This is a genomic window from Spirosoma pomorum (assembly GCF_054776615.1).
In genome coordinates this window covers 53,422-79,719 of sequence record NZ_BAAHBP010000033.1, presented here as the reverse complement: position 1 = coordinate 79,719, position 26,298 = coordinate 53,422, and the positions used below count along the sequence as shown (strand labels likewise).

Annotated in this window: 19 protein-coding genes and 2 tRNA genes; 10 read left to right on the top strand and 11 right to left on the bottom strand. The window is 48.9% G+C overall.

Annotation, left to right across the window (positions count from 1 at the left end; translation table 11 throughout):
• Nucleotides 1-141 precede the first annotated feature (141 nt).
• Entirely contained in the window at nt 142-1,122 is a 981-nt protein-coding gene (locus ACYVAD_RS20690; RefSeq protein WP_461141439.1) for a helix-hairpin-helix domain-containing protein, read from the top strand.
• 36 nt (nt 1,123-1,158) lie between these two features.
• On the opposite strand, the gene rlmD is transcribed toward ACYVAD_RS20690, so the two are convergent.
• A complete protein-coding gene (gene rlmD, locus ACYVAD_RS20685) occupies nt 1,159-2,601 on the bottom strand; it encodes a 23S rRNA (uracil(1939)-C(5))-methyltransferase RlmD (RefSeq protein WP_461141438.1) in 1,443 nt (480 codons plus the stop codon).
• 69 nt (nt 2,602-2,670) lie between these two features.
• Here rlmD and ACYVAD_RS20680 point away from each other — a divergent pair, with 69 nt between their 5' ends.
• On the top strand, nt 2,671-4,908 hold the full coding sequence (locus ACYVAD_RS20680; RefSeq protein ID WP_461141437.1) for a gliding motility-associated C-terminal domain-containing protein: 2,238 nt from the start codon (nt 2,671-2,673) through the stop codon (nt 4,906-4,908).
• 4 nt (nt 4,909-4,912) lie between these two features.
• Here the strand turns inward: ACYVAD_RS20680 and ACYVAD_RS20675 are convergent, their stop codons facing one another.
• Nucleotides 4,913-5,638 (bottom strand): hypothetical protein, encoded by a 726-nt coding sequence (locus ACYVAD_RS20675; RefSeq protein ID WP_461141436.1) that lies wholly within the window; start codon nt 5,636-5,638, stop codon nt 4,913-4,915.
• Between the two features lie 76 nt (nt 5,639-5,714).
• Here ACYVAD_RS20675 and ACYVAD_RS20670 point away from each other — a divergent pair.
• Nucleotides 5,715-5,787 (top strand) — tRNA-Lys (locus ACYVAD_RS20670).
• Between the two features lie 48 nt (nt 5,788-5,835).
• Here ACYVAD_RS20670 and ACYVAD_RS20665 read toward each other — a convergent pair.
• Complete coding sequence (locus ACYVAD_RS20665; RefSeq protein ID WP_461141435.1) at nt 5,836-6,252, bottom strand: DUF3127 domain-containing protein; 417 nt, start codon at nt 6,250-6,252, stop codon at nt 5,836-5,838.
• 154 nt (nt 6,253-6,406) lie between these two features.
• On the opposite strand from ACYVAD_RS20665, the gene ACYVAD_RS20660 reads away from it, so the two are divergent.
• Nucleotides 6,407-6,488, top strand: a tRNA-Leu gene (locus ACYVAD_RS20660).
• Between the two features lie 122 nt (nt 6,489-6,610).
• Here ACYVAD_RS20660 and ACYVAD_RS20655 read toward each other — a convergent pair.
• Together ACYVAD_RS20655 and ACYVAD_RS20650 are read right to left on the bottom strand one after the other, a co-directional pair.
• A complete protein-coding gene (locus ACYVAD_RS20655; RefSeq protein WP_461141434.1) occupies nt 6,611-7,201 on the bottom strand; it encodes an HD domain-containing protein in 591 nt (196 codons plus the stop codon).
• A 76-nt stretch (nt 7,202-7,277) separates the two neighbouring features.
• Nucleotides 7,278-7,847: a Crp/Fnr family transcriptional regulator gene (locus ACYVAD_RS20650; RefSeq protein ID WP_461141433.1), complete on the bottom strand. Its 570-nt coding sequence runs from the start codon at nt 7,845-7,847 to the stop codon at nt 7,278-7,280.
• 247 nt (nt 7,848-8,094) lie between these two features.
• Here ACYVAD_RS20650 and ACYVAD_RS20645 point away from each other — a divergent pair, with 247 nt between their 5' ends.
• The 3 genes from ACYVAD_RS20645 (at nt 8,095) to ACYVAD_RS20635 (ending at nt 15,470) form a co-directional block, all read left to right on the top strand.
• Nucleotides 8,095-9,957, top strand: coding sequence for a TMF family protein (locus ACYVAD_RS20645; RefSeq protein WP_461141432.1), 1,863 nt, complete (start codon nt 8,095-8,097; stop codon nt 9,955-9,957).
• 247 nt (nt 9,958-10,204) lie between these two features.
• Nucleotides 10,205-11,224 (top strand): zinc metalloprotease, encoded by a 1,020-nt coding sequence (locus ACYVAD_RS20640; protein WP_461141431.1) that lies wholly within the window; start codon nt 10,205-10,207, stop codon nt 11,222-11,224.
• Between the two features lie 1,906 nt (nt 11,225-13,130).
• Nucleotides 13,131-15,470 carry a hypothetical protein gene (locus ACYVAD_RS20635; RefSeq protein WP_461141430.1) on the top strand — a complete coding sequence of 780 codons (2,340 nt, stop codon included), beginning with the start codon at nt 13,131-13,133 and terminating at the stop codon, nt 15,468-15,470.
• Nucleotides 15,471-15,964: 494 nt separating this feature from the next.
• Here ACYVAD_RS20635 and ACYVAD_RS20630 read toward each other — a convergent pair whose 3' ends face one another.
• Nucleotides 15,965-17,536 carry a Na+/H+ antiporter gene (locus ACYVAD_RS20630; RefSeq protein WP_461141429.1) on the bottom strand — a complete coding sequence of 524 codons (1,572 nt, stop codon included), beginning with the start codon at nt 17,534-17,536 and terminating at the stop codon, nt 15,965-15,967.
• Between the two features lie 391 nt (nt 17,537-17,927).
• On the opposite strand from ACYVAD_RS20630, the gene ACYVAD_RS20625 reads away from it, so the two are divergent.
• A complete protein-coding gene (locus tag ACYVAD_RS20625; protein ID WP_461141428.1) occupies nt 17,928-18,563 on the top strand; it encodes a YciE/YciF ferroxidase family protein in 636 nt (211 codons plus the stop codon).
• 72 nt (nt 18,564-18,635) lie between these two features.
• Here the strand turns inward: ACYVAD_RS20625 and ACYVAD_RS20620 are convergent, their stop codons facing one another.
• Genes ACYVAD_RS20620 through ACYVAD_RS20610 form a run of 3 tightly spaced genes read right to left on the bottom strand, consistent with a single transcriptional unit; the run spans nt 18,636 to nt 20,234 of the window.
• On the bottom strand, nt 18,636-18,953 hold the full coding sequence (locus tag ACYVAD_RS20620; RefSeq protein WP_461141427.1) for a hypothetical protein: 318 nt from the start codon (nt 18,951-18,953) through the stop codon (nt 18,636-18,638).
• A gap of 36 nt (nt 18,954-18,989) precedes the next feature.
• On the bottom strand, nt 18,990-19,430 hold the full coding sequence (locus tag ACYVAD_RS20615; RefSeq protein WP_461141426.1) for a hypothetical protein: 441 nt from the start codon (nt 19,428-19,430) through the stop codon (nt 18,990-18,992).
• A gap of 60 nt (nt 19,431-19,490) precedes the next feature.
• Nucleotides 19,491-20,234, bottom strand: a complete 744-nt coding sequence (locus ACYVAD_RS20610) for an SDR family oxidoreductase (protein WP_461141425.1) — start codon at nt 20,232-20,234, stop codon at nt 19,491-19,493.
• 108 nt (nt 20,235-20,342) lie between these two features.
• Between ACYVAD_RS20610 and ACYVAD_RS20605 the strand changes: the two genes are divergently transcribed.
• Nucleotides 20,343-21,245: a histone deacetylase family protein gene (locus ACYVAD_RS20605; protein WP_461141424.1), complete on the top strand. Its 903-nt coding sequence runs from the start codon at nt 20,343-20,345 to the stop codon at nt 21,243-21,245.
• Nucleotides 21,246-21,402: 157 nt separating this feature from the next.
• Here the strand turns inward: ACYVAD_RS20605 and ACYVAD_RS20600 are convergent, their stop codons facing one another.
• Complete coding sequence (locus ACYVAD_RS20600) at nt 21,403-22,050, bottom strand: response regulator (RefSeq protein WP_461141423.1); 648 nt, start codon at nt 22,048-22,050, stop codon at nt 21,403-21,405.
• On the bottom strand, nt 22,007-25,099 hold the full coding sequence (locus tag ACYVAD_RS20595; RefSeq protein ID WP_461141422.1) for a two-component regulator propeller domain-containing protein: 3,093 nt from the start codon (nt 25,097-25,099) through the stop codon (nt 22,007-22,009). Before ACYVAD_RS20595 ends, ACYVAD_RS20600 begins: the two co-directional genes overlap by 44 nt.
• Nucleotides 25,100-25,290: 191 nt before the next feature.
• Between ACYVAD_RS20595 and ACYVAD_RS20590 the strand changes: the two genes are divergently transcribed.
• Nucleotides 25,291-26,052 carry an HpcH/HpaI aldolase family protein gene (locus ACYVAD_RS20590; protein ID WP_461141421.1) on the top strand — a complete coding sequence of 254 codons (762 nt, stop codon included), beginning with the start codon at nt 25,291-25,293 and terminating at the stop codon, nt 26,050-26,052.
• Nucleotides 26,053-26,298: the final 246 nt, after the last annotated feature.

Below are 26,298 nucleotides of genomic sequence, written 5' to 3'. Positions count from 1 at the left end.
ACAGCAGTCGGGCATCCCTGTCCGACTGCTGTTTTTTTATACCGTTCACGAAATGTAACGTAACAGATCTTGAGAATTAGTTGACAGAAGGAGAGTCGCTACGTAGCTTACAGCCAACCGTAACTTCTTGTTCAAAATCAAATGTTTAGCCGTTTTCAGTCGCTAATACGCGACTACTTTGGCCTGTCGCACCGGGAGGTGCGGGGCTTTCTCGTTTTATTACTGCTGATTATTTTCTGTTTGCTCATTCCGTTTGCGTATCGATTTCTGATAGCAGCAAAGCCCGCTGATACGTCGCTCGCTGATCAACGAAAGCTGGATAGTCTGGTAGCCTTGATGAAGGCGGAGGAAGCAAAACAACCTTCTTTTGGCTCCCGCGAACAGGAAAAAACAATCACTGAACGATTCAATGAACCCAAGTTGTTCGCCTTTGATCCTAACACGGCCAGCGTAACTGATTGGCAGCAACTGGGGCTGCCGCGTTGGATGGCCGAACGGATCGAAAAGTATCGAAGCAAAGGCGGGAAGTTTCGGCGGAAAGAGGACCTCCTCAAAATTTACGACTTTCCCGCTGACTTGTATGACCAATTGGAGCCCTACATTACGCTAAAATCATCGGCGTCGGCGAATTACGGTAACGTCTATGCCGACCGACCGGCATTCAGGAATGACGAAGAAAGCGTACCTAACAGGCCTGCGTTTACTGAGCGTTACGTCAAACCAGCGTTGCAGCCTTTCGATATCAACACTGCTGATACATCTCAATTGATTGCTCTAAAAGGTATCGGCGCTACGTTAGCGAGCCGGATCATTAAATACCGCGACGCACTGGGCGGCTTTCATTCGACGGAGCAGTTTCGGGAGGTATACGGCCTGGACTCGCTGGCGCTGACTGAGCTAACCAAATTTGGCAAAATACAGACAGCCGCCCGTAAGGTGGCTATTAATACCGCCAGCGCGGAAGAACTGGATCGCTTTCCGTTTTTGTCCCGGCGCCAGGCACAGATTATTGTCAGCTACCGGGAACAGCACGGCGCTTACACCTCCGCTGATGCCCTGAAACCGATCCGGGTACTGGACGCGAAAACGATCGAAAAACTGACGCCATACATCAGTTTTTGAAAAGACGCCCGCCTTCGTGAAGGCGGGCGTCAGGATTTATCTTTTCTGAAGCAGTACCACATTCTCGACATGGTGCGTATGGGGAAACATGTCGACGGGCTGGACGCTGGCTACGGTATAGCCTTCGTCCAGAATACCCAGATCACGGGCCTGGGTAGCCGTGTTACAGCTAACGTACACAATTCGCTGCGGAGCGGCTTTCAGGAGTTGTCGGGTCACTTCTTCGTCCATACCGGCGCGGGGTGGGTCGGTAATCACGACGTCAGGGCGACCGTGCTGGTCAAAAAACGAATCCGTCAGAATCGCGCGCATGTCGCCCGCTACAAAGGTGGTGTTGTGAATATCGTTCACCTGTGCGTTCACCCGCGCATCGGCTACTGACGCTTCGACGTATTCGACGCCTACTACGTGCTGCGCCCGGCGGGCTACGAACAGCGCAATCGTTCCTGTTCCGGTGTAGAGATCATAAACCCGCTCGTTGCCCGTCAGGCCAGCCCAGTCGCGGGTGACTTTGTAGAGGTTAAAGGCCTGCTGAGCGTTGGTCTGGTAGAAGGATTTTGGCCCGACGCGGAAGACCAGCGGTTTGCCACTCCCGTCATCCATGATTTCTTCAATGTAGGGCTTGCCAGCCCAGTTGATGACTTCCTGGTCCTGGTAGCTGTCGTTTTTCTTTGTGTTGAGAATGTAATTCAGCGACGTAATCTCAGGGAAGCTCGTTTGCAAAAAGCCCAGTAGTGCATTCAACGTGTCGGGCTGGTCCTGCGCTACCTGAACGGTAACCATCAATTGACCCGATGAAGCCGTCCGGATAATCAACGTACGGAGAAAACCGGTGTGATGCTTCAGGTTGTACATGCTGATGTCATTTGCCTGCGCATAGTCCGCCACGGCCAGCCGGATAGCATTGGAAGGATCGGGCTGCAAATAGCAGTGCTGGATGGGGAGCACTTTATCGAAGCGCCCCGGAATGTGAAAGCCAACCGCACGTGGATCCATAGCCTCACGCGTGTGCACCTCGGCGGTAGTCAGCCAGCGCCCTTCAGCGCAGGTAAATTCGAGCTTGTTCCGGTAATAACGGGTTGGCTCGGCCGCCATGATGGGATGAAAATCAGGCAGCGTTACTTTGCCGATCCGGCTCAAATGGTCGATGACCTGCTGGTGCTTGAACTGCAATTGTTCATCGTAGCGGATGTGCTGCCACTTGCAGCCACCGCAGGTGCCAAAATGCTCACAGAATGGATCGGCACGTACGGCTGAGCGTTCAATAACCTGCTCGGCAATGGCTTCGCGATACTGCTTCTTTTTATTCGTAATTCTCAGATCCACAACATCGCCCGGAGCTACGCCGGGGCCACCCGTTGGGTTTTCGACGAAAATGACGCCCTCGTCGGTGCGGACAATACATTTCCCCTCGGCTGCCACGGCATCGACTGAAACCGCGTATAAACGTTCGGGTGCTTTATGACTTCTTCTGCGCATGAGTCTCTAAAAAAAACGCTAATTTAGACAGCTATTCTTGGATAGTCTTATTTCTGAAACAAACTCTCTATGGAGAAACTTTACCGGCGCTTATGGTTAGTGGTGTTGACGCTTAGCCTGCTGATGGCAGTAATGCCGTTTGCGCAGGCTACGCATATTGTGGGAGGAGAGCTGGAACTGCAAAAACTAAGCTCAACTGGTACTTATACCCACCGTATCAACCTAAATCTGTACTTCGATAATATTAACGGCGATCCCCGGTCCGATGATGTGTTCGCCTTTGTTGCGTTCTACCGAAAACGCGATAATGGCTACATGGGGGCTATTCAGGTTCCCCGAATCAGTACCGAATGGGTCCAGTACAGCAATCCGACCTGTGCATCTCGTGCCCGCGTCGAAACTCGTCTGATTCGATATAGCACCGATATTAGCTTCGGACAGGCGTTCAATGATCCGGAGGGGTACTACGTAAGCTGGGAACGCTGCTGTCGGAATGGAACAATCACCAATATTGTTCGGCCCGGCGAAGCAGGATCGGTTTTTTACCTCGAGTTCCCGGCACCCTGGTCAGGATCGACGGCGTTCAATAACTCATCGCCCGTTTTTAGCGTAGCTAAGGGGGATTATATCTGCATTGGTCAGCCGTTTACGTTCGACTTTAGTGCTAAAGATCCGGACGGGGATAGTCTGGCGTATCAGCTTGTTACGCCCTACAATGGATTCAGCTCGAACACACGGACAGGCCAGCCCGACGCCCCCATTACCGATGCAGGACCCTATCGGCCAATTCAGTGGATTTCTGGCATATCCGACGCCAATCAGATTCCAGGTTCGATTCCCTTACGGGTTAATGCTCGTACTGGCTTGTTGCAGGTGACCGCCGACCGGGAGGGGTTGTTTGTTTTCTCGGTGGAAGTGCGCGAGTTCCGACGGGGGAAGCAGATTGGACTGGTCCGCCGAGATTTCCAGTTAAACGTCATCGACTGTCCCCGCAATGACCCGCCGAAGTTGCTGCTCAAGGCCGACGGAGCCAAGAGTTTTTACCAGGAAGGAACTGTGTTGACCATCGCCGAAAAAGACACGAACTGTCTGAATCTTTACCTGACCGACCCCAACGCCAACCAACGTATCCAGGTCATCAACATGAGCGGCTCGCTGCCTAGCTTAACGTTGACACCTGGCGAGTTATTGACTAAAACGACGAAAGATACGCTACAGACTAAATTCTGTTTTGGGCGATGCGTGGGTGATGGACGACCCGTTACGCTCATGGTTCGGGTAACGGACGACGGCTGTCCACAGGGATTAAGCGATACGCTGACTATCCGGCTGAACATCATCCCCTCAGCAAACAACAAACCCAAAGCGAGTACCAATCTAGTAAACAATCAGGGTAGAACCACGGTAGGGGCGTCACTGTCGTTTACGGCCTTTGGTGTTGATACGGATAACGACAACATTACGTTACGGGCCGTCGGACGAGGGTTCACGCTGGTACAGGCTGGTATGAACTTTGGCAATACGGTAGGAATAGGGAAGGTATCACAACCGTTCACCTGGAAACCGACCTGCGCGCAGGCTACGCAGTCGAGTTATGTAGTAGATTTCATCGTCACCGATGCGCGCTGTAATCGCAACCTCAGCGACACCGTAAGCGTAACATTGCGGGCGGATGGGCTACCCAGTCAGCCACCTAGTATCCGCACGACGCTAAGCGGTCCCGTAGTTGATCTGGTTGTCAGTCCAAACGATTCGTCGGGACGCTCGGCGTTCGATGTGCTGGGTAATGATCCTGATCGGGATACGCTGCTGATGACGGGCGTTGGCCGAGGTTTCGACATGAAGGCGCTGGGCATGGCATTCACGAACAAAACGGGACGGCCAATGCTCCAATCGGCCTTTACGTGGAAACCGACTTGTGCGCTGATGAACGGGCAATCAGAAGCCACCTTCATCGTCGATTTTGTAGTCGATGACCGCTCCTGCCAGCCCAAGCATACCGACACAACCAGCGTTACGTTCCGACTACGCGATCCATCTGTCAGCGCCGAAATTACCGTTCCAAACGTGTTTACACCCAATGGAGATGGTATCAACGATTATTTTGGCGTAAAAGACTTACCGGACAATGTCTGCGCAGAACAGTTCAGATCAATAGACATTTCAAATCGGTGGGGCAAGATCATTTTTACGTCCATTGATCCAAAATTTCGCTGGTATGGCACCGATACGCCAGTTGGTACCTACTACTACCTGATTCGGACCGATAAACGAACTTTCAAAGGACCGGTAACACTCATCCGTTAGGACGTTAAATTACCCAGATATTGTCGCGCCGGATAAAGTATAACTTATTGTGCCACAGAACCCGTAGGTAAATATCCCGGCTTCCCAGGATATTGACTTTATGCCCTTGACCAATCACGTCAACAACGGGAGCCGCAGCCGACGGTGCTGTGCGAATCATCACCCGGTTGTTGTTCGTAATTCCAGATTGAACACTGTCGGGTAGATTGACAAAGGCCAATAGAACCAGCAAATAGATAAACAAAACCCATTTTTGCCGCAATGGCGCCGGCTGGCGACGTAGCCCTTTTAAAATAAGTACCGTAAAGACGTAGCCAGCCGGCAAGAGAAGGAAGATCAGGATGTAAATTCCGTATTTCCGATAAAAGAGAAAAAAGTAATTCAGATCGTCGGTCTCGTAGCCATCCAGATTATTGGCGCGGGCAATCTCGTTCATCTTGTGCAGAACGGCATCGTCGGGCTGGTGATCGAAGTAGACCTGGAGGAAATAAAGCAGGCGAGGAATGTTGTCCTGCTGCTCGTAGGCGCTGGCAAGTTTCAGCAACATAGTATTTGTTGCTTCATAGCCCGCATCCAGTACCTTTTCGTACAGTTGCGCGGCATGTGCCTGATCGCCAGTAGCAAACAAAGAATCCGCTTGACTGACAAGCGTCGGTGAGGTGGCCCGACTCTGAAAGCTGGTAACCAGAAATAAAAAAAATAGGCTTATTTTAAGGCTAAAGGCTTGCATTGATAAAAACAAGGCTATACTTTTGCACCACAATTAACGAAAGCGCTTTTTGTCATATAAAGTTAACGCGTTAATCGATCTGGTAGCTCAGCTGGTAGAGCAATACACTTTTAATGTATGGGTCCTGGGTTCGAATCCCAGCCGGATCACAAAAAAAGCCGCTACTAAGCGGCTTTTTTCGTTTATCACCTTTCTGGTTAGAACGGCAGATCATTGCTTTCGTCATCAAAAGCCGAGTTGAACTGCTGCGCGCCCGATGGCTGGCTTTGAGCGGCAGGACGCGACTGTGGCTGCTGAGCAGGGCGGGCAGGGGCACTGTAGCCAACACCACCATTATCATCAGCGGCTTCGATCCGGAAAGCGCGGAGTTCGGTGTACCAGCGCTCGTTGTACTCCCGTGATTCAGCACTGAACGTTGCCTTAAGCGTATCACCGTCTGCGAACTGTTTCAGGTCGTTGGCTTTTTCTCCCCAGGCGGTCATGCATACCTTCTTAGGGTACTGGCTATCCATGGTTTCAATAACGAAATCCTGCTTATTCCATGGGCCATTTTTGCCTTGTCCCGTCACTTCGGGTAATACTTTTACGAGTTTTCCAACTAATTCCAGTGCCATATCAAGTGGTATTTTGTCATTGATTTAGAAAGATAAAAGTACGAAAAAATGCCTGTTTCTGGGTATTTTTTCGCTGAAATGGCAAAAAAGATTAAGCCTCGAATTTGGGATAAGTAGTACAAATGACTATGTTTGCACCCGCAAAAACACTCTTGGCCACGTGGTGAAACTGGTAGACACGCCATCTTGAGGGGGTGGTGCTTCACGGCATGGGAGTTCGAGTCTCCCCGTGGTCACACAATAAACGCACTGTAAGACATTTACTTACAGTGCGTTTGCTTTTTCAGAGCAAGCTAGAAATCCTGCCTTTGAAAAATAACCACTAAAGTTTTGAGGTCGAATGCCCTAGAAATCGGTTCTACTTTTTCAAAATCCCCTGCTCGACACTATCGTTGATAAGCTGCTCAGCGTATTGCCAGAGCGATTCAGAGCCTCGCTGAATCACCTTTTTCTTGGCGTGGACTTTTTCGTACGTTACCCCAAATTCATTCCACGTGCCACCTTCATTCGATGTGTTTTGCAGAAGAGGTTCCAGGCGGTCCATGGCCCGGGCAAACTTAGCTTCGTTGGTTTGCTGTTCCTCAAATTCTTCCCAAAGGGCAATTAGCTCTGTGGCTTGCTCATGAGGTAAAATGCCAAAAATTCGGTTGGCGGCTTCTCTCTCCTGTGCCGTGTTGTCATGGCTCTTTTGCGTATCATAGATGAACGTATCGCCAGCGTCGATTTCAACAATGTCGTGAATCAGCAGCATCTTGATTACTTTAAGCAGATCTACGGGGAAATTGGCGTGCTCGACCAAAACCATAGCCATCAAGGATAGGTGCCAGCTATGCTCAGCGTCATTCTCGTTTCGATCACTGTTGAATAGCTTGGTTTTGCGTAGAATGTACTTCAGTTTATCAACCTCCTTTATAAACTCAATCTGCCTGAAGAGATTTGTCAATTCCATCGGTTCGCTTATTGGATTCGATGACAAAGTTGACAGGATAAGATGTCATGGCAATTGCCAATTGGCAATAAAGCCGTCAAAGAATACTTTTTCTTATCCGACTTAGGGAAGACGGTGTGATGCCCAGGTAAGAAGCTACCATCGCCAGTGGAACGCGATTGGCTAGTCCAGGATAATGATCCAGGAAGTTCAGATATCTTGTTTGAGCGTCCTGAACCAACATGTTACTGGTAAACTTCAATTTGTTCTCCAGTACGTAAGACGTAATCTTGACAAATATGTCCTGCCATCCAGGTATGACGGTGGCAAGCTCAGTAAAGTCTTCTTTCGAAAAAGCTAAAACCTGACAATCGGTAACGGCTTCAATGTATTCAGCCGAAGGAGTCTGGTCGCGAAAACTGTTGATGTCAACGACAAAACGGTTCTCATAGACAAAGTAGCGGGTGATGTCATCCCCTTTCTTATCATAATAACAGACCCTGAAAACTCCCTGCGTTACATAGCCTAGTTGGCTGGATGTTCTGCCCGCTTCTGAAAAATAGGCCCCTTTGGCGATGCTCTTACGTTTCGCCTTGCCAAGAATTAAGTCGCGTTGCTGTTCGTCCAGGTGACCAAACTGGAGCAAATAGGCAATTAGGTCTTCCATTAGCCAAATCTATTGATGAATCGTCAAGAATCGTATCGGCTTTCTGGCAGTACTAGTCATTCAGAACGTTTTCGGAACGGACAGTCGAAGCTATCACTGCTTGATTTATTTTCTTCGGGAATTGTGTAACTGATATCAACTACGCTCAGGATAACGGCTCCTTTTCTCTGGGCGGAATTGACTAGATAGCTGTCAGTGCTTATTTTAGTGGCATTTTTTGTCTCCTCTTTTGTTCAATCTTCTTTTTATGAATCTACTTTACCGTAACTTACTCAGTGCTGCTTTCCTATCAGCGGTTAGCTTTCCGTTATTGGCTCAGACCACAACCAATCTCGTCATCACCACCCCCGTTTCCACCACGCCAGGTTCAGCCAATTCTATTGTTGGTATTGGAGCAGGAAACCGATTGCAGAATAATTCAAATTCATTTGGCAACTCTCTCTTTGGGTATAGCGCTGGTTCTAATATGGTTGAAGCAAGAGAGAACTCTTTTTTTGGCTATAATGCAGGCGCCAACAACAATACCGGTAACGGAAACTCGTACTTCGGGAGTTTTGCTGGATCGGGTAATATTATTGGCATTGGTAATGTGGCGATAGGCGTGCAAGCAGGATTCTCCAACTCAGCAGGCAATGGTAATATTTTTATTGGATCGAGCGCAGGATTGTACAATAGCTCAGGCACTGGGAATACGATCGTTGGTGCCAGTGCTGGGGCCCTTTCAAACGGGTCTCTAAACACAGCAATTGGTTCTAGTGCCTTGTTGGTTAATAGGGGCCGCTTGAATGTTGCCCTAGGCTATTATGCAGGTTCCGGTAACGGAACTGGTGTTAGTAACATCTTCATTGGTACCAGTGCTGGTGGTTATACTAGTGATATCAGTAACACGGTCGCGGTTGGGGACAGTGCGGGCTACAGTAGTATCGAATCAGGTAATGTTTACCTAGGTAGTCGAGCAGGTAGTAAGAGCCAAAACGGGACACAAAATACTTTTATAGGAAACCAGGCCGGCTACTCGACCAATGCTTCGGCCAACACCTTCGTTGGTTACCAGGCAGGACGAGCCAATACTTCAGGACAATTCAACTCCTTCATTGGGGTGCAGGCTGGTATCAGCAACAAGACCGGCAGCAGCAACTACTTCTTTGGTACAAACTCGGGAGCTAATAACGTCAGTGGGTCAGGTAACTACTTTCTGGGCGACAACGCCGGTCAGTTCAACACCTCAGGCGGTTTTAACGTCTATATTGGAGCCAATTCGGGCAATGGGCCTGGCGTCAATGGCAACAACAACATGGCGCTGGGTTTCGAAGCTGGGCGGGGCAACAACGGCGGTTTCAATAATACATTCATCGGCTTCCGGGCCGACGCGGGCAACGCGGGGCTGGTAAACGCAACGGCCATCGGCAACAACGCTGTAGTATCCGCTAGTAATAGCCTAGTTCTGGGAAATAGCGCTAACGTGGGTATTGGTACCTCATCACCCAGCAATAAGTTACATGTAGCGGCAGATGCGGACAACCAATCTGGATTACGCTTGGAGAAACTGACTAATAATTCACCAGTTAGCGCGACCGGTCAAACCAAATTTCTCACCGTCGATGGCTCGGGTAACGTCGTACTAGGTAGCACGATAAGCGGAGGTCGGCTGGGTGCTGAGTTGTGGCAACAGAAAGGAAATTACTTGCAAAACGTATCGGGTAACGGCGTCGTGATTGGCGAAGAAGTGAATAAAACCCCGGCTGGTTACCGTCTTTACGTGCAGGATGGTATTCTGACGGAGAAGGTGAAGGTGGCTATCAAGAATGCCAGTGAGTGGAGTGATTACGTGTTTGGGCCCAGCTACAAGCTTGCGCCCTTGTCAGAAGTAGCTCGCTTCATCCAGGCCAACCAACACCTGCCTGGCGTACCCTCGGCGGCCGAGGTTGTAGAGCAGGGCGTAGATGTGGCTAAGATGGATGCCAAGTTGCTAGCGAAGATTGAGGAGCTGACACTATACAGCATCCAGCAACAAACGACCATCGAAAAACAGCAAACCAGGATGGAAAAACAACAGGCTCAGATCGATGAACTCAAAACTCTTGTTAAGCAATTGCTCAATAAAAAATAAAACTGAGTAGTCTCTACGTAAAAAAAGCCCCGGAATGCGTCGGGGCTTTTTTTACGTAGAGACTACTTAATCCGTATGAATGATAACAATTGTAATTTGAAAATAACTAGATATGAATACTGAATCGTCTAGTTCTGGCAAGGATAAGGCTGAGATAGTTGTGGGGGCTGCATAGCAAAACTAGAAGAGATTAGATATTACTTACAAACAGCATATTTGCAAAACACTGTTTTTCTAAAGCTACACCATGAATCGACTCTTTACCAGTATTGTGAGCTGGCTGCTATTTTCTCTTTACGCCACCCAATTATTTGCCCAATCGTCTCCAAATTCACTAACTCAGTGTGGTACTACTGATCTTTCCCCTCAACAGTTCCGCGAGTTTGTGCAACAGGGTAAGCTTGCCCTGGAACGTAAACGGTCGTCGGGAGCGGCTTTTAATGCTATTACCTATGTACCCATTCGGCCCCATATCTTTCGATATGATGATGGTTCTGGTGGGTTAACGTTAGCTAATTTAAATCAAGTCATGGCTATGACTAACAGTCACTTTCTGTCAAATGGCTATGGCATTCAGTTTTACTTCGCCGGTACTATACCTGACTATATTGACAATAGTTATTTGCTCAATAATTTCGCCTATGCAGACGAGTCAACACTAGATGGACGAGATGCAACCAATGCCTTGAATCAATACTATGTGAATCGGTTCTTAGATAATGCGATAGGAGGGTATGCCAAATCCCCTTCTAATGGTAATCACCTCTTTACAACCCGTTCATTTATTGCAACCAATGATAATGATAGCTGTAGAGTAGCTCATATGGGCCACCATGTAGTTCCTCACGAACTAGGACATACCTTTGGTCTTTACCATACTTTCGGATATAGTAATGGCACGGCTGTCACAGACGAGCTAGTTACTCGGGGGGCGGGGGCCAATTGCGAGACAAGTGGGGACTTGATTTGCGATACGCCCGCCGACCCCTACGGAATGGTAGGCGCTAATATCTTAACTGTCAATGGTTGTCCTCAATACGATCCAAGCAGTACCGCTCGTGATGCCAATGGAGAGGCTTTTTCGCCAATGATCTCTAACATTATGAGCTACTGGTCTTACTGTACGCAAGATTTTACCCCTGGCCAATATGACCGTATACAGGCCGGTTTAGCCCTTCGGCAAACCCATACGGCTTACTCGCTTGATGCCCCACCAACCGACGCTCCGGCTCCTACTAACTACGGATCAGTTCTGTTAACTCCCTAGTGACTTTAACTTGGCAGGACAATGCAGCCAATGAAATGGGGTATTTTATCGAACGCTCTACTTCGCCTACTGTCGGTTTTATGCCTGTTTGTGGAGTGGGGCCAAATACTACTACGTTTACCGAGAGTAAAGCATTGCCATTAGGACGTTATTATTATCGCATTAGGCCATCGAATACAACGGTAGGGAGCATCAGTTCAAGTGTTGATGTTACCCTTGTTGATATTACCCTGTCCCCATCAGATCTAATCACAACTCTCGAAGGAACCACTGCCAGGTTGAACTGGCCTTCACTGGGAATGGATCTTAGTTATGAAGTGCAATGGCGGGTAGTTGGGGCTGATACTTGGAGTACAAGACAGTATCTGAGTCAATCAGAAACATCTCTCGTCAACCTCACCCCCAACACTACCTATGAGTGGCGACTTCGAGTAATGGGCCGCGATCAGTTTGTAGGGCCTGTAAGTTTTACGGTTCCCTGTCAGGTACCAAGCCGCTTCAACGCCTTTCCATCCCGTACTTCGGCTACAATTTCTTGGAGTCCTTTGGTGTCTGGTCAAACGTATAACTTACGTTGGCGGGCGGTGGGTGATCTAAACTGGACCACCGTGAGCAATCTGACCTTAAGCCCTATTGGGAATTACTCATTAACGGGCTTGCAAGGGGCAACGGCCTACGAATGGCAAGTACAAGGTGTCTGTTCGCCAACGGCGAGTTCTGACTTCAGCTCCCTGCAGACCTTTTCGACCTCTTCTGCCTGCCAGACTCCTTCCTTATTGGGGTCAGGTAATGTCTTGGCTTTATCGGCTTACCTCTACTGGTCATATGGCCCTAGCGAGACGGGCATCATAGCGGAACTTCGGTACCGACCAGTAGGCACTAATGACTGGACGGTGATTGGCGGCATAACTACGAGTGGGTATGCACTAACTGGGTTGGTAGGTAGCACCCAGTACGAATGGCAGGTAAGAAGACTTTGTAGTTCCACTCAAAGCTCGAATTTTTCTGCTTCGGTAACTTTTCAGACTATGCCTTCCTATGAGTCCATGTATACATTGAAAAGCGGTAACTGGGTCGATCCAAGCATATGTCCTGTGGCTGGGTGCCCACAGCGACGGATGTTGTTCACTTAAAGCACGTAGTTACCATACCCCAAGGCATTCAGGCAACCGCTAAAGCGCTTTTATACGACGTTCCAGTTAGTTTGAAGTTTCTTGGTGGATCTCGGTTGATACTGAGTAAATGAATGAAGGAAAGCCATACCGAGAGGTATGGCTTTTATATTGGCTACCATTTCCTGTTTTCTGATAACACTGATAGATAGAGGACCGTTAGCTCATACGAGCTAACAACTGCCTATGATAGCTGATTGTATGGGGCAGGAAAACAAATACTATAGCAATGTCAGCAACAGACAAAACCAAACGTTCGAAACGACCACGAATTAGTAAAGAAACAAGTTCATCAGCCGTTCCCATCGAGCGACGATCAACTCGCGTTTACTCAACTAGCAGTCAACTAGGGTTGTCGGTAGAGAAATAATTATTGCCTAAAAAGAAAGCGGTCCAACGAACCGCTCCTTTCATAAGACAACCTAAAGTATTTTACTCTTCAAACCGGGATAGAGTTCGACAGGATAAACTAGTAAGGTTACGGGGTAGGGAAACGGCTGCTTTACAAGTGGCTGTTCGTCTGGTACAAACTCAACCTGGAAAACGGCCTGATTTTCGTGCGAGAGTAAGTATGGCACGAAACGAAGATAACTCCTTTGCTACCATAATAAGGTCGGCTAGTATCATCACTTGCTTGATCGTATGGTAGTCTATTTAGATATAATGTACATATAATATAAATTTCATGTTGGTCTTCGTCGTTGGCGTGAATTTGGTGGGCAACTTGTTCACCCATGAACAAATGCTTTCTCATTCATAAATTGCTGCTCAGAATAAGCATTTTCATTTTGCTTATTTCCTCTTCCGCCAACGTTGCTGCTCAGTGTACTTACTTAACGAACACAGATTTTGAAACGTCAGCGGTCAATCCAACCTCTAATACTATCGCCAGTCAGAATGTTCTAGTACCACCCTGGCGGACTACTGCCTCAGACGGGCAAATTGAATTATGGCGGAGTGGATTTCAGAGCGTGCCTGCTTATTCTGGGAACCAGTTTGTTGAACTCAACGCTAACGTCGTATCAACGCTTTTTCAAAACTTTACGGCAACAGCCGGCAGTACGTTTACGCTTAATTTCGCTCACCGGGGACGTAGTGGTACCGATGTGATGAACGTGTCAATAGGGACCCCCAGTCCTACCAGCGCTACCGTCGGATCAACGTCGGTCCTAAACCTGGGTAACTTCTCCGATGGCAACACCGCCTGGGGATATTATAACGTGACGTTTACGTTACCAACCGGGAGTGCCAATGTATTTTCCATACGTTTTACGTCGGTCTCGTCGGCGGGGGGCAATGCCTCTGTCGGTAATTTTTTAGACGCAATATCCATCGCCGATGTGGCGCCTTCTCTTAGTAGTAGTACTTCTACTACGATCAGTTGTCCCGCTTCAACGGCTAATCTCACCAGTTTTACGGCTACTAATACGCCTGGTAGTAGTAGCCAGACCTGGCATACCGGGCCCATGGCCACTGAAGCGAACCGCATCACTAGTTTGACCGCGGTGCCAGCGGGAACGTATTACAGTGCCTATTATAATTCAGTGAAAGGATGTTATGGAGCCACCCAGTCCGTCGTTATTACCCAGGCGGGCGTCCCGGTAGCACCGACCGCAGCGGCAACTGCCCAGCCTACCTGTAACCTACCTACGGGCACAATCACTGTAGCGGCTCCCCTGAGCACTAGCTACACTTACAGCATCAATGGTACGACCTACCAGCCCTCAACCGTGTTTGCGGGGGTCAGTTCAGGAACGTATCAGATACGAGTACGTAACGGAACCAGTAGTGTGTGTACATCAACACCTACATCTGTAACCATCAGTGCTTCGCCGTTAACGCCCACGACACCTACGGCCAGTGTGACCAGTCAACCCAGTTGTACCGTGGCCACTGGAACCATCACGGTAAGCGCTCCTGCTGGAACGGGAATAACCTACAGTGTCAACGGGACGGATTATCAAAGTAGTACAGTCTTTACGGGAGTTAGTCCGGGTACGTATGCCGTGACTGTGCGAAATTTAAGCGGCTGTACGTCGGCAGCAACATCGTTAACGGTTAATGCACAACCTTCCATAAACGCTACACTCAGTAGCGCCACTATCTGTAGTGGGACGAGTACCACGCTGATCGCTACCAATAGCAGCACAGGGACCAGTAACTATCAGTTTGGCACGGGACTGACGAATACGACGGGCGTTTTGGTGATCTCTCCAACGGCCAGTTCGCCTTATTCTGTTACAGTTACTTCTGCCCAGGGGTGTAGGGCCACTGCTTCGACTATCGTAACGGTCAATCCGGCCATAACCGCGACCATCACTGCGAGTAGTACAACGTTATGCCAGGGGCAGAGTGCAACCCTAACAGCTGAGGGAGGGTCAGCTTACAGTTGGTCCACAACCGAAACAACGGCTTCAATCGTGGTGTCAACGAGCGGTGTTTACTCGGTTACGATTAGCAATACCCAAGGGTGCAGCGCTACTGTCAGTACAACCATTACTGTTAATCCGGTACCACAACTAACAATCAATTCGTCAACGATCTGCGCGGGCCGTTCGACAACCTTGACGGTGGGGGGATGTAGTACGGGGACCTTACTCTGGTCAACGGGGGCGAACACGACCTCACTGCTCATTAGTCCTTTAATAAACGATGTGTATTCGGTAACGTGTACGTTGGCAACAACCTGTTCTGCGGCCACGTCGACTACGGTCGTCGTCAATACTGCGCCTTCCTTTCAAGCAATTCCCACGTCGATTCCTGCTAGTTGCACGGGCTCCGTGGCAAGCAACAATGCACAAATCGTATTTACTACGTTACAGAACACCGAACGGGCCGATATATCGCCTGGAAGCATCTATTCAGGAGCTGCGTACGGGGCTGGTAGCAATCTACTCGTAAGTAATAATACGGTACGGTTTGCGGGCTTAGCTAACCCTGCTAGTACGCAGTTATATACCGTTCGGTTGTTCGGGGCGGGAGGGGGGTGTTTTATCGATGTTCCGGTCAGACTGGCTACGGCTGACTGTCAATGCCTAAACTGTGTTCCTGCTGCAGTACAGAAAGCAAGATGACCGGAATAGATACATTTAAATATGGTCAGTGCCGTTTCCGGGCTATGTAAACACCCCTTAATTCCGTAGAGAAAGTACGGGGTATCTATAGGTTTACGTAAGCAAATAGAAAAAAGCAGGTTGTTTATGTCAACCTGCTTTTTATCCCCTTTTTGTACCAGAACAGTTTTCTGTAAGGATACAGTTAACTGTTGTTCACTTAAGCATTTTTATCCTTAATTGTTCACGGTTATTAGCGGTAGAAAAATGCATAGTTTACAGTGGCTTTCGATAGCCTGTGAAAGCAGAAAAATTGTTCATGAACCTTATTTATTCCTCAGCGCATACATCGTAATCAGTGGCTATTTACTGCTGGCTCAAGCGCAGTCTGCTTCATAGATAAAGAGAAAAAATCAGCTATAGCTGCCCAGAAAGTACGCTTCTTCCAGGAAGGTGTTTCCGCTGGTCGTTTATCTGTCTAGGGAGTGTACAAAAGGGCTAGCCCTGGTTTCTCACTAGAGAAAGTGAATTCGCTCTTCCTCTAAATCCAGCCGCATCAGATGCCGGCGAACGATAGCTTCATTCGTAGTTGAGTCTTTGTTCCACTCACGTAACCAGTGCCGCTGCTGATCAAGTATTTGCAGATAGATATCCTTGTGGTCGGCTGTTTGCAGTTCATCATCGAGCAACTCATTGCTGTCTTCCCACTTTCGGACCAATTGCTGAAAGGCTGGGTGGTCGTTCACTTGAGTTGCGTAATGAGTCTTGAGATGCGTCAGGCTCTGTTGCGACAACCGCTTGTACATGACATGATACGCTTCCTCTTCGGGTAAGTTGTTATCGGAATCTGATAGATTGAAAGCTCGAATAAAAAGGGGAAGCGTTAACCCCTGGAGTATCAACGTTGATAGGATGACGATAAAGGTGATGAACAGGACGAGATTACGTTGCGGAAATGGCGCTCCGTTACTAAGCTGAACCGGAATCGACAAGGCAGCCGCCAGGGAGACAACGCCACGCATACCCGCCCAACCCAGTATGAAAGGTCCTTTCACGCCGGGATAACGAGAGTCGGCTACGGTGATAAAGTTGCGGGCGATCATCGTCACGACGATGGCTCCAAAGGCCGATGACAAGCGCATAACGATCAAGACAAACGTTATCAACAGTCCGTAGCCGATTGCGGATATAAGACTTACCCGTTCCAGATCGGCGGTGATTTCGGGAAGATCCAACCCGATAAGCATAAACACCAATCCGTTTAGGATAAAGCTTATCGACTCCCAGACGTTAACGGCCCGCAGACGGCTGGTGCTACTCAAAAAAAGGTGTCGGCGCTGCGATAGAAACAGTCCTCCGCTGACAACACTCAACACTCCCGAACTGTGTACGGATTCGGCGACTAAATACATGATATACGGCGTGACCAACGTAAAGACCAGATCGGTATTCGCGTCGCCGGGGAGAAATTTGTGAAGTTTGAAAAAGATAACCGCGATTGCCAGACCAATACCAACTCCTCCAAAGACCATCCAGCTAAAACTCAGGGCCGCATCGCTCAGCATAAACTGACCGGTGCTGACTGCGATCAGAGCAAACTGAAAGATAATTAAGCTCGATGCGTCGTTGAGCAGGCTTTCGCCCTCCAGCATTGACTCCATGCGCTTCGGCAGTTTGACAAACTTCAGGATGGCTCCGGCACTTACGGCATCGGGTGGCGACACAATACCACCCAGCAAGAAACCCAGCGCCAACGTAAAGCCGGGAATAAACTTACTGGATACCCAGGCTACGGCAAATGAGGTAAGAAAGACGACCAAAAAGGCAAAACTGCTGATGATACGTCGCCATTTCCACATCTCTTTCCAGGAGATCGCCCAGGCTGCTTCGTACAGAAGGGGCGGCAGGAAAATCAGAAAAATGAGTTCGGGATTGATCTGAACTGTCGGCACGCCCGGAATAAAGCTAATTGCCAGACCCGCAAGCACCAGCAAAATAGGATAAGCCACCCTGATCTTATTCGCGAGCATAATTAGCAGCACGATAATGACAATGAGGCCTAAGTAGTAAGGGAATATGTGCAGCATTATAAGGTAGGTCTATAAGCCAGTAAGGGGGGGCTGACAATCGACAGGGCGTTGGTGAGTTAAAAATAAAGCAACTCTACGAAAACGAACGTACATGGGTTGAGTGATTTTGCTGGTGATAGACCAGGTAAGCGTTATGATACTCGTTCCGCTGGCTATCAATCTTTTATGGTTGGAATCGACTTATTGTCATTTGATTACTGAGTTTTAGTAACCGTCACAGTCTACACTGTTAATTCACTCCCAAACGCGGAACAAGGTTGGCTAAACTAATCCAGAAAACCGCCAACATTAAAAGTACATGGCTAGTTGTATTACTAGCGTAGATCAACACCTTTTGTGGTTTTTTCTTTCTGCCAACCAACAGTAAACAACTATAAACAACAACGTTATGGCATCCTTAACTGACCGCATAGCCGATTTTTTCAGCGGCAATGATTCGTCTTCGGACGAAGGGTTACGAGATTTATTTATTAGTGAACTGAAAAGCGTTTATTACGTCGAGAAGCAGATTGTTGAGGCACTGGGTGAACAGGCTGACGCCAGTACGACCGACGAAGTACGTAATGCCTTCCTGCAACACCAGGAAGAAAGCAGAATCCAGGTCGAGCGGCTGGAAGAAATCTTCCGAATCATCAGCATTGCCAACGGTGAGCACACAACAGCCTCAATTGACGGCCTGATCGACGACGCACAGCGTATTGTTGCGACGACCGAAACGGGTTCTTTAACACGCGACGCTGGTTTGATCATTGCTGCTCAGAAAATTGAGCACTATGAAATAGCCGCTTATGGGTCATTGCTAACTCTGGCCAATGTATTGGGTTTTGATCAGTCGGCCGAGTTGCTGGCCAAAACACTGGAGGAAGAAAAATTGACTGATCATAAGCTAACGGCGCTGGCCGAAACATTCGTGAATCGTCAGGCTAAGGAAGAAGATAACCACCCTGGTAGCCATCACGCCAGCCGCGAACCTATTGTTGATCCACAGATGGACGTAACGGCGGGTGGCCCGTTGGGCGTGTAACACGCGACCTTGTATCATAAAATGAAAGCCACCTGGTCAATCAGGTGGCTTTCATTTTATGATACAAGCTTCTTATACGTTGTCGCTTTGTTCGGGATCGGGCATCGTTCCATCGTTATTACCCAAGGCATCGCCGTTGCCGTAGTTATCGGTGTCGGGCTGCATGTTAGGGCTATCCGAAACCGCTCCGGTGCCATCACTGTTCGCCCGCTTTTCGGCTTCGTCGGTTGGCGTTGTGGGCATCGTATGCGCATCGCCGGACAAATCGGTCGGGTTGTAATCTTCGTTGATCATAATGCTTTCGTCAGGTGTCTGCGCGGGACCTCCCGTTTCGGGGGCATAGGTTGGCGTCGTCTGATTAAGCATGGCGTCCTGATTAGTGCTTTCCATAATGTTGAGTGATTAAGCGTTGAAACTAGGAATTGGTTATCCGCGAGTAAATACCTCCCATAGACGGTTGTATAGCTTTTGGGCGTGCGTCTTTACGTCGTTGTGGGACGCATACAGCGAAAAAGGTGTGAATTGGTTCTCCGCCGTTGGCAGCGGTTCGACATGAATCGTGCGGCCAGCGTTCCAACGACCAGCTAACCGCCGGACATAACCCGTTAGGCGAATACCCGCATCGATTAGATCAACCTGTACCTGTTCGGGGTGATTTGCAACCGCCAATTCTTCCGAAAACCGCTGAAACTGACCTGCATCAAACCATGACAAAGGAGGCATTTGGAAACGCCGGTCTTTTCGGTCTTTCCGGAAGAAAAAATGAACTGAAAGCAACGACTTGTCAGCCAGTCGTTTAGTGGTAACCTGTAAATCAATAATTTCTAATGGCGCTGTTTCCGGGGAAGCAGCAATATCAATGTTCATGATGAGGTTGATGTTAAACGTAGCGTATAAACTGGTTGGAAAGAGCTGATGTTTCTAATTTTAGACGTAAATCATCTTACGGGTCATGCCCCCATCGACGGTAAAGTTCTGACCGGTGATGAAGTTATTTTCCGGTTGGGTCAGGAACAAAATCAGTCGGGCTATATCGTCAGGCTGACCAACGCGCCCGGCGGGATGTTGTTCGTGATCCTGGGGGCGTAGTTTTTCGGGTTTGCCTTTTGTTTTGAATGCCGATACGTCGATCCAGCCGGGACTAATGCAGTTGACGCGAATATCCGGCCCCAGACTCATCGCAAGCGAGTGCGTCAGCGCAAAAATTCCTCCCTTAGACGCTGAGTAAGCAAACGTATCCGGTTCGGACTGAAACGCCCGGGTCGAACACATGTTGATGATACAACCCTGTTGGGTCTTCAGGTACGGAGCGGTATACTTGGCGCACAGGAACGAACCGGTCAGGTTAACCCCAATGCCCTGATTCCAGTCATCAAGTGTGAACTGATCCAGTGGTTTTTCGGCCATGACGGCGGCATTATTGATCAGAACGTCGAGCTGGCCAAAGTGATCAACTGTTTGTTTAACGGCCTGCTGAACCTCGGCCTCGCTGGAGACATCGCAGGCTACGAAGAAAAGCTGATCAGGCGAAGCGTCGAAATGCTTCTTCGCTTCAGTAAGCGCTTCTTTATCAGACTCCCAGATGGCAACCCGGAAACCATGGGTTAGTAAGTAATGCGCTGTTACGCGACCGATGCCCTGACCACCTCCAGTAATAATAGCTATTTTCATACGATTGAGTCGACTCTATAATCACGCAAAAAACAGCAAATACTAACACAAGCCGTCGTTAGCGGGTTAGGTAAGCCGTAACTTTATCAAACGGACTTAACCCCTTACATGCTTCAGATTGCGTTTTCGCCGGAGTACCGGCTACGACTACCGGAAGGCCATCGGTTTCCGATGCTGAAATACGAATTGATTTACGAGCAGTTACTCTATGAAGGGACTTGCTCGGAGGACAACTTTTTTCATCCGGCCCCGGTGGACGATCATTGGGTATTGGGCGTCCATACCGCGGAGTACGTTCATCAATTAAAAAGCCTAACGGTCGATCCTGCCATGGTACGCCGGATCGGGTTCCCATTAACGCCCGAGTTGATTCATCGGGAATGGATTATCACGCAGGGTACGATCGACTGCACCCAGAAATCGAAACAGGATGGGGTAGCCATGAACGTAGCGGGAGGAACGCACCACGCTTTCCCGGATCGGGGAGAGGGATTCTGCATGCTGAATGACGTGGGCGTAGCCGCTCACTATTTGCTTGAAACAGGGCAGTCGAAACGAATTCTGATCATTGACCTGGATGTGCATCAGGGAAACGGAACTGCCGTCATGTTCCAGGGGGACCCGCGGGTGTTTACCTTTAGTATGCACGGGAAGGACAACTATCCACTAAAGAAGGAGCAGTCGGATCTGGATATTGAACTGGCCACGGGTACGGCTGATGATATTTACCTGAATACATTATATGATACGCTGCCGCGTCTGATTCAGCGCGAGGTACCCGATTTTCTGTTTTTTGTGTCGGGAGTCGATATTCTGGCTTCGGACCGGCTGGGGAAAATGGCCGTCAGTCGGGAAGGCTGTCTTCAACGGGATACGTTTGTGTTCGAACAAGCAAAAAAATATGGGCTTCCGATTACGGTGTCCATGGGGGGCGGCTACTCGCCCCGGCTAGTTGACATTGTCGAAGCGCACTGCAATACGTTCCGTATCGCAAACCGGCTGTATTTCTGAAGGCTGTTAAACAGAAAAAGCCGGCTGCCTGAACAATCAGAACAATCGACTTTTCTGTATTAGCGGGTAACCGTATGGATGGAAAGAAGCAAAACAAAGTTTCGCTAAAAAGACGAAGAGAACAATACCTGAATTCAGGTATATTAAACGGTTGTGGTCAGATACCTGCTTCTATGGCAAAACGAACCAGCTCGGCTATTGTGCTGATTCCCAGTTTTGCGTAGATGTTTTTTCGATGGGTATCTACCGTATGAACGCTCAAAATCAGTCGGTCGGCAACCTGGTGACTGCTCAACCCGTCCTTCAGCAAACGGATGATATCGACCTCGCGCGGGGTCAAACGGTGTTTGCGCAGGAAAACATCGTCCGTGTGATTGCTGAATTGTTTTACGTCCGATAATTTGGGATCAAAATAAGGCTGGTGCTGCGCCACAGCGCGAATTGCGGTAAGGAGCTCTGCCCGAGTGGCTGTTTTCAACATGTACCCCAGGGCACCGGCCCGCCTGAAGTCGTCGATGTAGCGCTGTTCACCGTACATGCTAAGAATCAGAATGCACTGGTCTGCTAACTCGGCGGTAATCTGCCGCGTTAATGCCAGTCCATCCAGCTCGGGCATATTAAAGTCGATGATCAGCACATCAGGATGCAGCAGCGTAATTTTCTGCATGGCCTCACGGCTGTAGTAGATCTGCCCAATTACGTCTATATCCGGGGATTCGTTGAGCATGAGTCGCAACCCGTCGTTAAACAAACGATGGTCGTCAATGATCAGAACTCGAGTCGGAAGTTGGAATGGCTGCATCATAGGGAACGTTGAGGAGAACGGTGTAACTGTCGACGTTGCTATCAGTAGTCAGCTCGGCCTGTAGGTATTCGGCTCGATGGACTATATTTCTTTGACCGATACCGGCTGATATTGTAACAGTATCTGAAGAATTAATTGGGTGATTACCAATGGGCGTTTGTACTTCAACCATCAGTTCGCGAGCGTGGAAGCCAAGCTGGATATAAGCGACGCCGGCTCCGGCATGCTTCTGAGCGTTCTGCATTAATTCGGCAATAATGCGATAGGTTACCAGCTCACGTTCGGGAGTGAGCCGCCGGACAGTACCGAACTGTATAAACTCAAAACGGAGTTTCCCCGACCGGTTAGCCTCATCAACGCGCTGGTCAACGACCTCCGCTAATGAATACTTGTCAAACTCAACCGGCATCAGGTCGTGCGTGATGGTGCGTAAGTCACTGCTGGCTTTATCGACCAGCGCGTAAGCGTGCGCAACGTTTGCCAGTTCGGCCGGTTCAATGAGCTGAGTCTGCGTTCGCTCCAGAATCCCCTTAGCGGCAGCCAACGTATTGCCTACGTCGTCGTGAAGGTCCCGGGCGATACGTTTACGTTCGTCTTCCTGGGTAGCCAGCGTATTCTGTAGCAGTTGCTGTTGGCGCTTTAATTGCTGCCGGTTGTAATAATAAACTCCAAAAGCAACACCACCGACCAGTAGCAAAAGCAGTCCAGCCCAGAACCACCATCGTTGCCAGAATGGCGGCTGAAGGATAATCTGCAACTGCGTAGCTGGAGTAAATTGCCCATAAGCATCAAGCGCCTTTGCCTGGAATGTGTAGGTATCTGGTGGCAGATTCGCATAACGGACTGTGTTCCCTTCGCGAAGAGGCACCCAGTCGGCATCAATACCAGAAAGTTTGTAGAATAGTTGATGCTGCCCATTGCTGAAGTAATCCAGCGCTGCCAGGCTGATGGATATGGTGCGCTGATCGTAGGTGAGCGTAACTCGTTTCGTTTCGCCCGGAACGGCTCCGTTGACGTAGGGTTGATCATTAACCTGAAAATCGACGATGCGTACCGGAACGGTTGTGGGGTTAGCGTTTAGCTGTTCCGGTGAAAAGTAATCCAGTCCATGGACCCCGCCGAAATAAAATAATCCAGCTCTGCTACTAAGGGCCGCCATACTGTTGTACTCACGCCCTTTGGTAGAAACGATTGGGCGAATCAGCTGCCGGGAGGGGATAAACTTAGCCAGGCCATTATTGGTACTTAACCAGAAAGCACCCTGTCGGTCGGGGAGAAGGTTGTAAACTACGTCGTCAAGCAGGCCATCATGTACGGTGTAGACTCTTGTCGAACGACGTTTTTGGGGGGCAAATTGAACCAGCCCCCGGTCGCTGCATAACCATAGACAATGTCGACCAGCATCAGGATAAATCGCCATGACGTTATGACCCGCCAAGGTTTCATACTGCTGTGTCAACTGCCCCGATTCGTATTTATAAACCACAAGGTCCTGGTCACGTCGGGATGCGTAGAGTAAGCTGGTAGTCGGGTCAAAATACAACGTGCCGAAATAAGTGCTACCCGAATCGAGTCGATAAATGGGTTTGAGTGACGGGCTCAGCAGGAACAAGCCACCGTAGGAAGCCAGGACGAAGTTGCCATCGGGTAACTCGCAGAGTCCCCGGTTGTACTGACAGTCTTTATCGGTACAGAGCGGATTCGGAATTTCGACAAAGCGATCCTGTTGTGGGCTATACTGTAGTAGTCCCTGAAGACTCGCGACCAGCAGTCGTCCGTTACGTGTCTGGAGGATCTGTCGTACGTTTCCCTGATTTTTAACGCCCTTATCCGCCAAGTACGCGTTGAAAGTGCCCGTTTTAGGGTTGTACCGACGAATACCGCCGTCTGTCGTACCAATCCAGATGTATCCCCGCTGATCTTCACATAATCCCCGGATAGGATGGGTATTTAAATCCAAAACATTGAGTGTATCATCGGGGATAGTTGAAACCGTTTTAGCGGTGGAATACACAATATCCACTCCGAACGGGTCCGAATTCACCCATACGAGCCCTAACTTATCAATGTACACCCGGCCTATCTGATTGGTCAGGAGTGATGTGGCGGTTACCTGTCCATTGCCCGGTGAAACCTTTAATAAAATCTGCTGGTCGGTAGGAGAGTATTTCCAGAGGCCAGCCCCTTCGACGCCCAGCCACCAATTGCCTTGCCTGTCTTCGTCGACACTAGCGATGCGGTAGCTGTTTGCGCTGAGGGGTAAAGGATGGAAACGCACCAACTGGGTGACATTCTTATCGAATTCGAAAATTCCCTGTGGACTGGTCAAACAGTAATGCCCCGTCTGTTTACTCCGGAAAATACACTGAAAACTCTGTTGTCTGGGTAAAGTCGTTGTGGTGGGATGTATTGTCTGATCGGTAGTTTGACCGGTGAAAAGAGTGCGGGTTTGGTGAGTCTTATAATTATATTGGACCAGACCGGTCGGTAATAAATACGTAAGGGTATGTTGTTCGGGGTGATGCAGTATCCACTGAAGCGCAAGACTAAACTTAGGTTTTATAGCTGGGTTGATGGGCGTTTTTCGGCCAGTTAGAAAATTCAGTTTAACTACGCCCTCATAGTGACTCCCATACCACACCGTTGAGTCATCGGCGTAAAAGGGATCTTGTAGAGCCGGAATTCGTTGGCCCCTTTCGTTGGTGGCATAAAAACGCCGGAACGAATTTGTACGCCGAACATACTGGCTAAGGCACTCTTCCGTACCCACCCACAGATCGCCTTGTGGAGTCTCAACCAGACCTCGGATTTCGCCCTTACCAATCGTAGTAGAATCCTGTTCGTCGAATCGATACACCTTGAAGCGACTACCATCAAACCGATTAAGACCGTTCTGGCTGCTCATCCAGACGAATCCCCTCGAGTCTTTCAGGATATAATAGCAGGACCCTTGCGACAAGCCGTCGTGGGTGGTGAGATGGCGAACCGAAAAACCCGTCTGTCCTAGAGTAAACATCGGACTCAACAGTAGAAAGATAAGCCAACGCATAGATGGAAGGAAATAAGGCTGATAAAAGTACTTATACCAATGTTTTATAAGCAGCACACCGCGTTCTCCACATGACGAAAGTACATGTGATTAAGGACTTCAGCGATTAAATATGTCGGTTATTCTAAAATCCGTTACGTTTACAATCATATGCATCCAATTTCGGCAAAGCGAAAATTAATCAATAAAGAATGAAGCAAAATATCATCAAGACCCGCCTTCTGAACAGTCAGCCTGTGCTAGGCATCTTGTCAAACAGCGCTGACCCAACTGTTGCCGAATTGTGCGGTTTTTCAGGACTGGATTTTTACGTAATTGATGCGGAACATAGTCCAATCAGTGCTGCGCAGGTCCCGGATATTGTTCGGGCCTGCGAAATAAGCGGAATTACACCGCTCGCCCGAGTTCGGGGAAGCGAACCTAAACTAATTGCGCAGTTATTGGATGCTGGCGTGATGGGCATCTTGTTACCGGGTGTTCGCACGGTTGCTGACGTAGAAGAGTTTGTCCGCGCAGTAAAATACCCGCCCGCGGGTTTGCGAGAGTTAGGTCCCGTACGTGCCGCTGACTACTTGCAAGGCGACATGAACCAGAGTGACTATATGAGCTTTGCCAATGAACAACTGTTGATTCTACCTCAGCTCGAAACCGTGGAAGCCATTGACAACCTGGATAGGCTGCTGGCCGTACCAGGTGTTGACGGTTTCGTTATCATGCCTCGCGATCTGGCTATTGCCATGGGCCATTATGATGGTCCTGGGCATGATGACGTGAAGAAAGCAATTGGTAATGCAGTCGACAAAATCAGAAAAGCTGGTTTGATCGTAGGAACAACTGCCGCTACCGGCGATCAGGCAAGGGCACTGGTCGAAAGGGGAGTACTGTTTTGCCTTAACTCTTTAGCAGGCTTATTAAAAAGTTCGGCCGGAGAATTTATGCGGGGGCGTAGCTAAAGTGGGTGCGTAGGCAACAAGAGGATAAATATGGCTGTCTGATAAAAAAATGAAGCGAAATATGTCAGTATTGACCAATTCGATTGAAAAAATTAAAGGCCCGCAGTAAAAATATTAATCCGGAAATATAGCGAAAAAAAGACAATATTTAATCCCATATAGGATTAATATTTGATTAAGTATTGTAAATCCAATAAAGTACTTTGAAATTTATTATATGCCTAAAATTTGTTTTCAAATAAATAC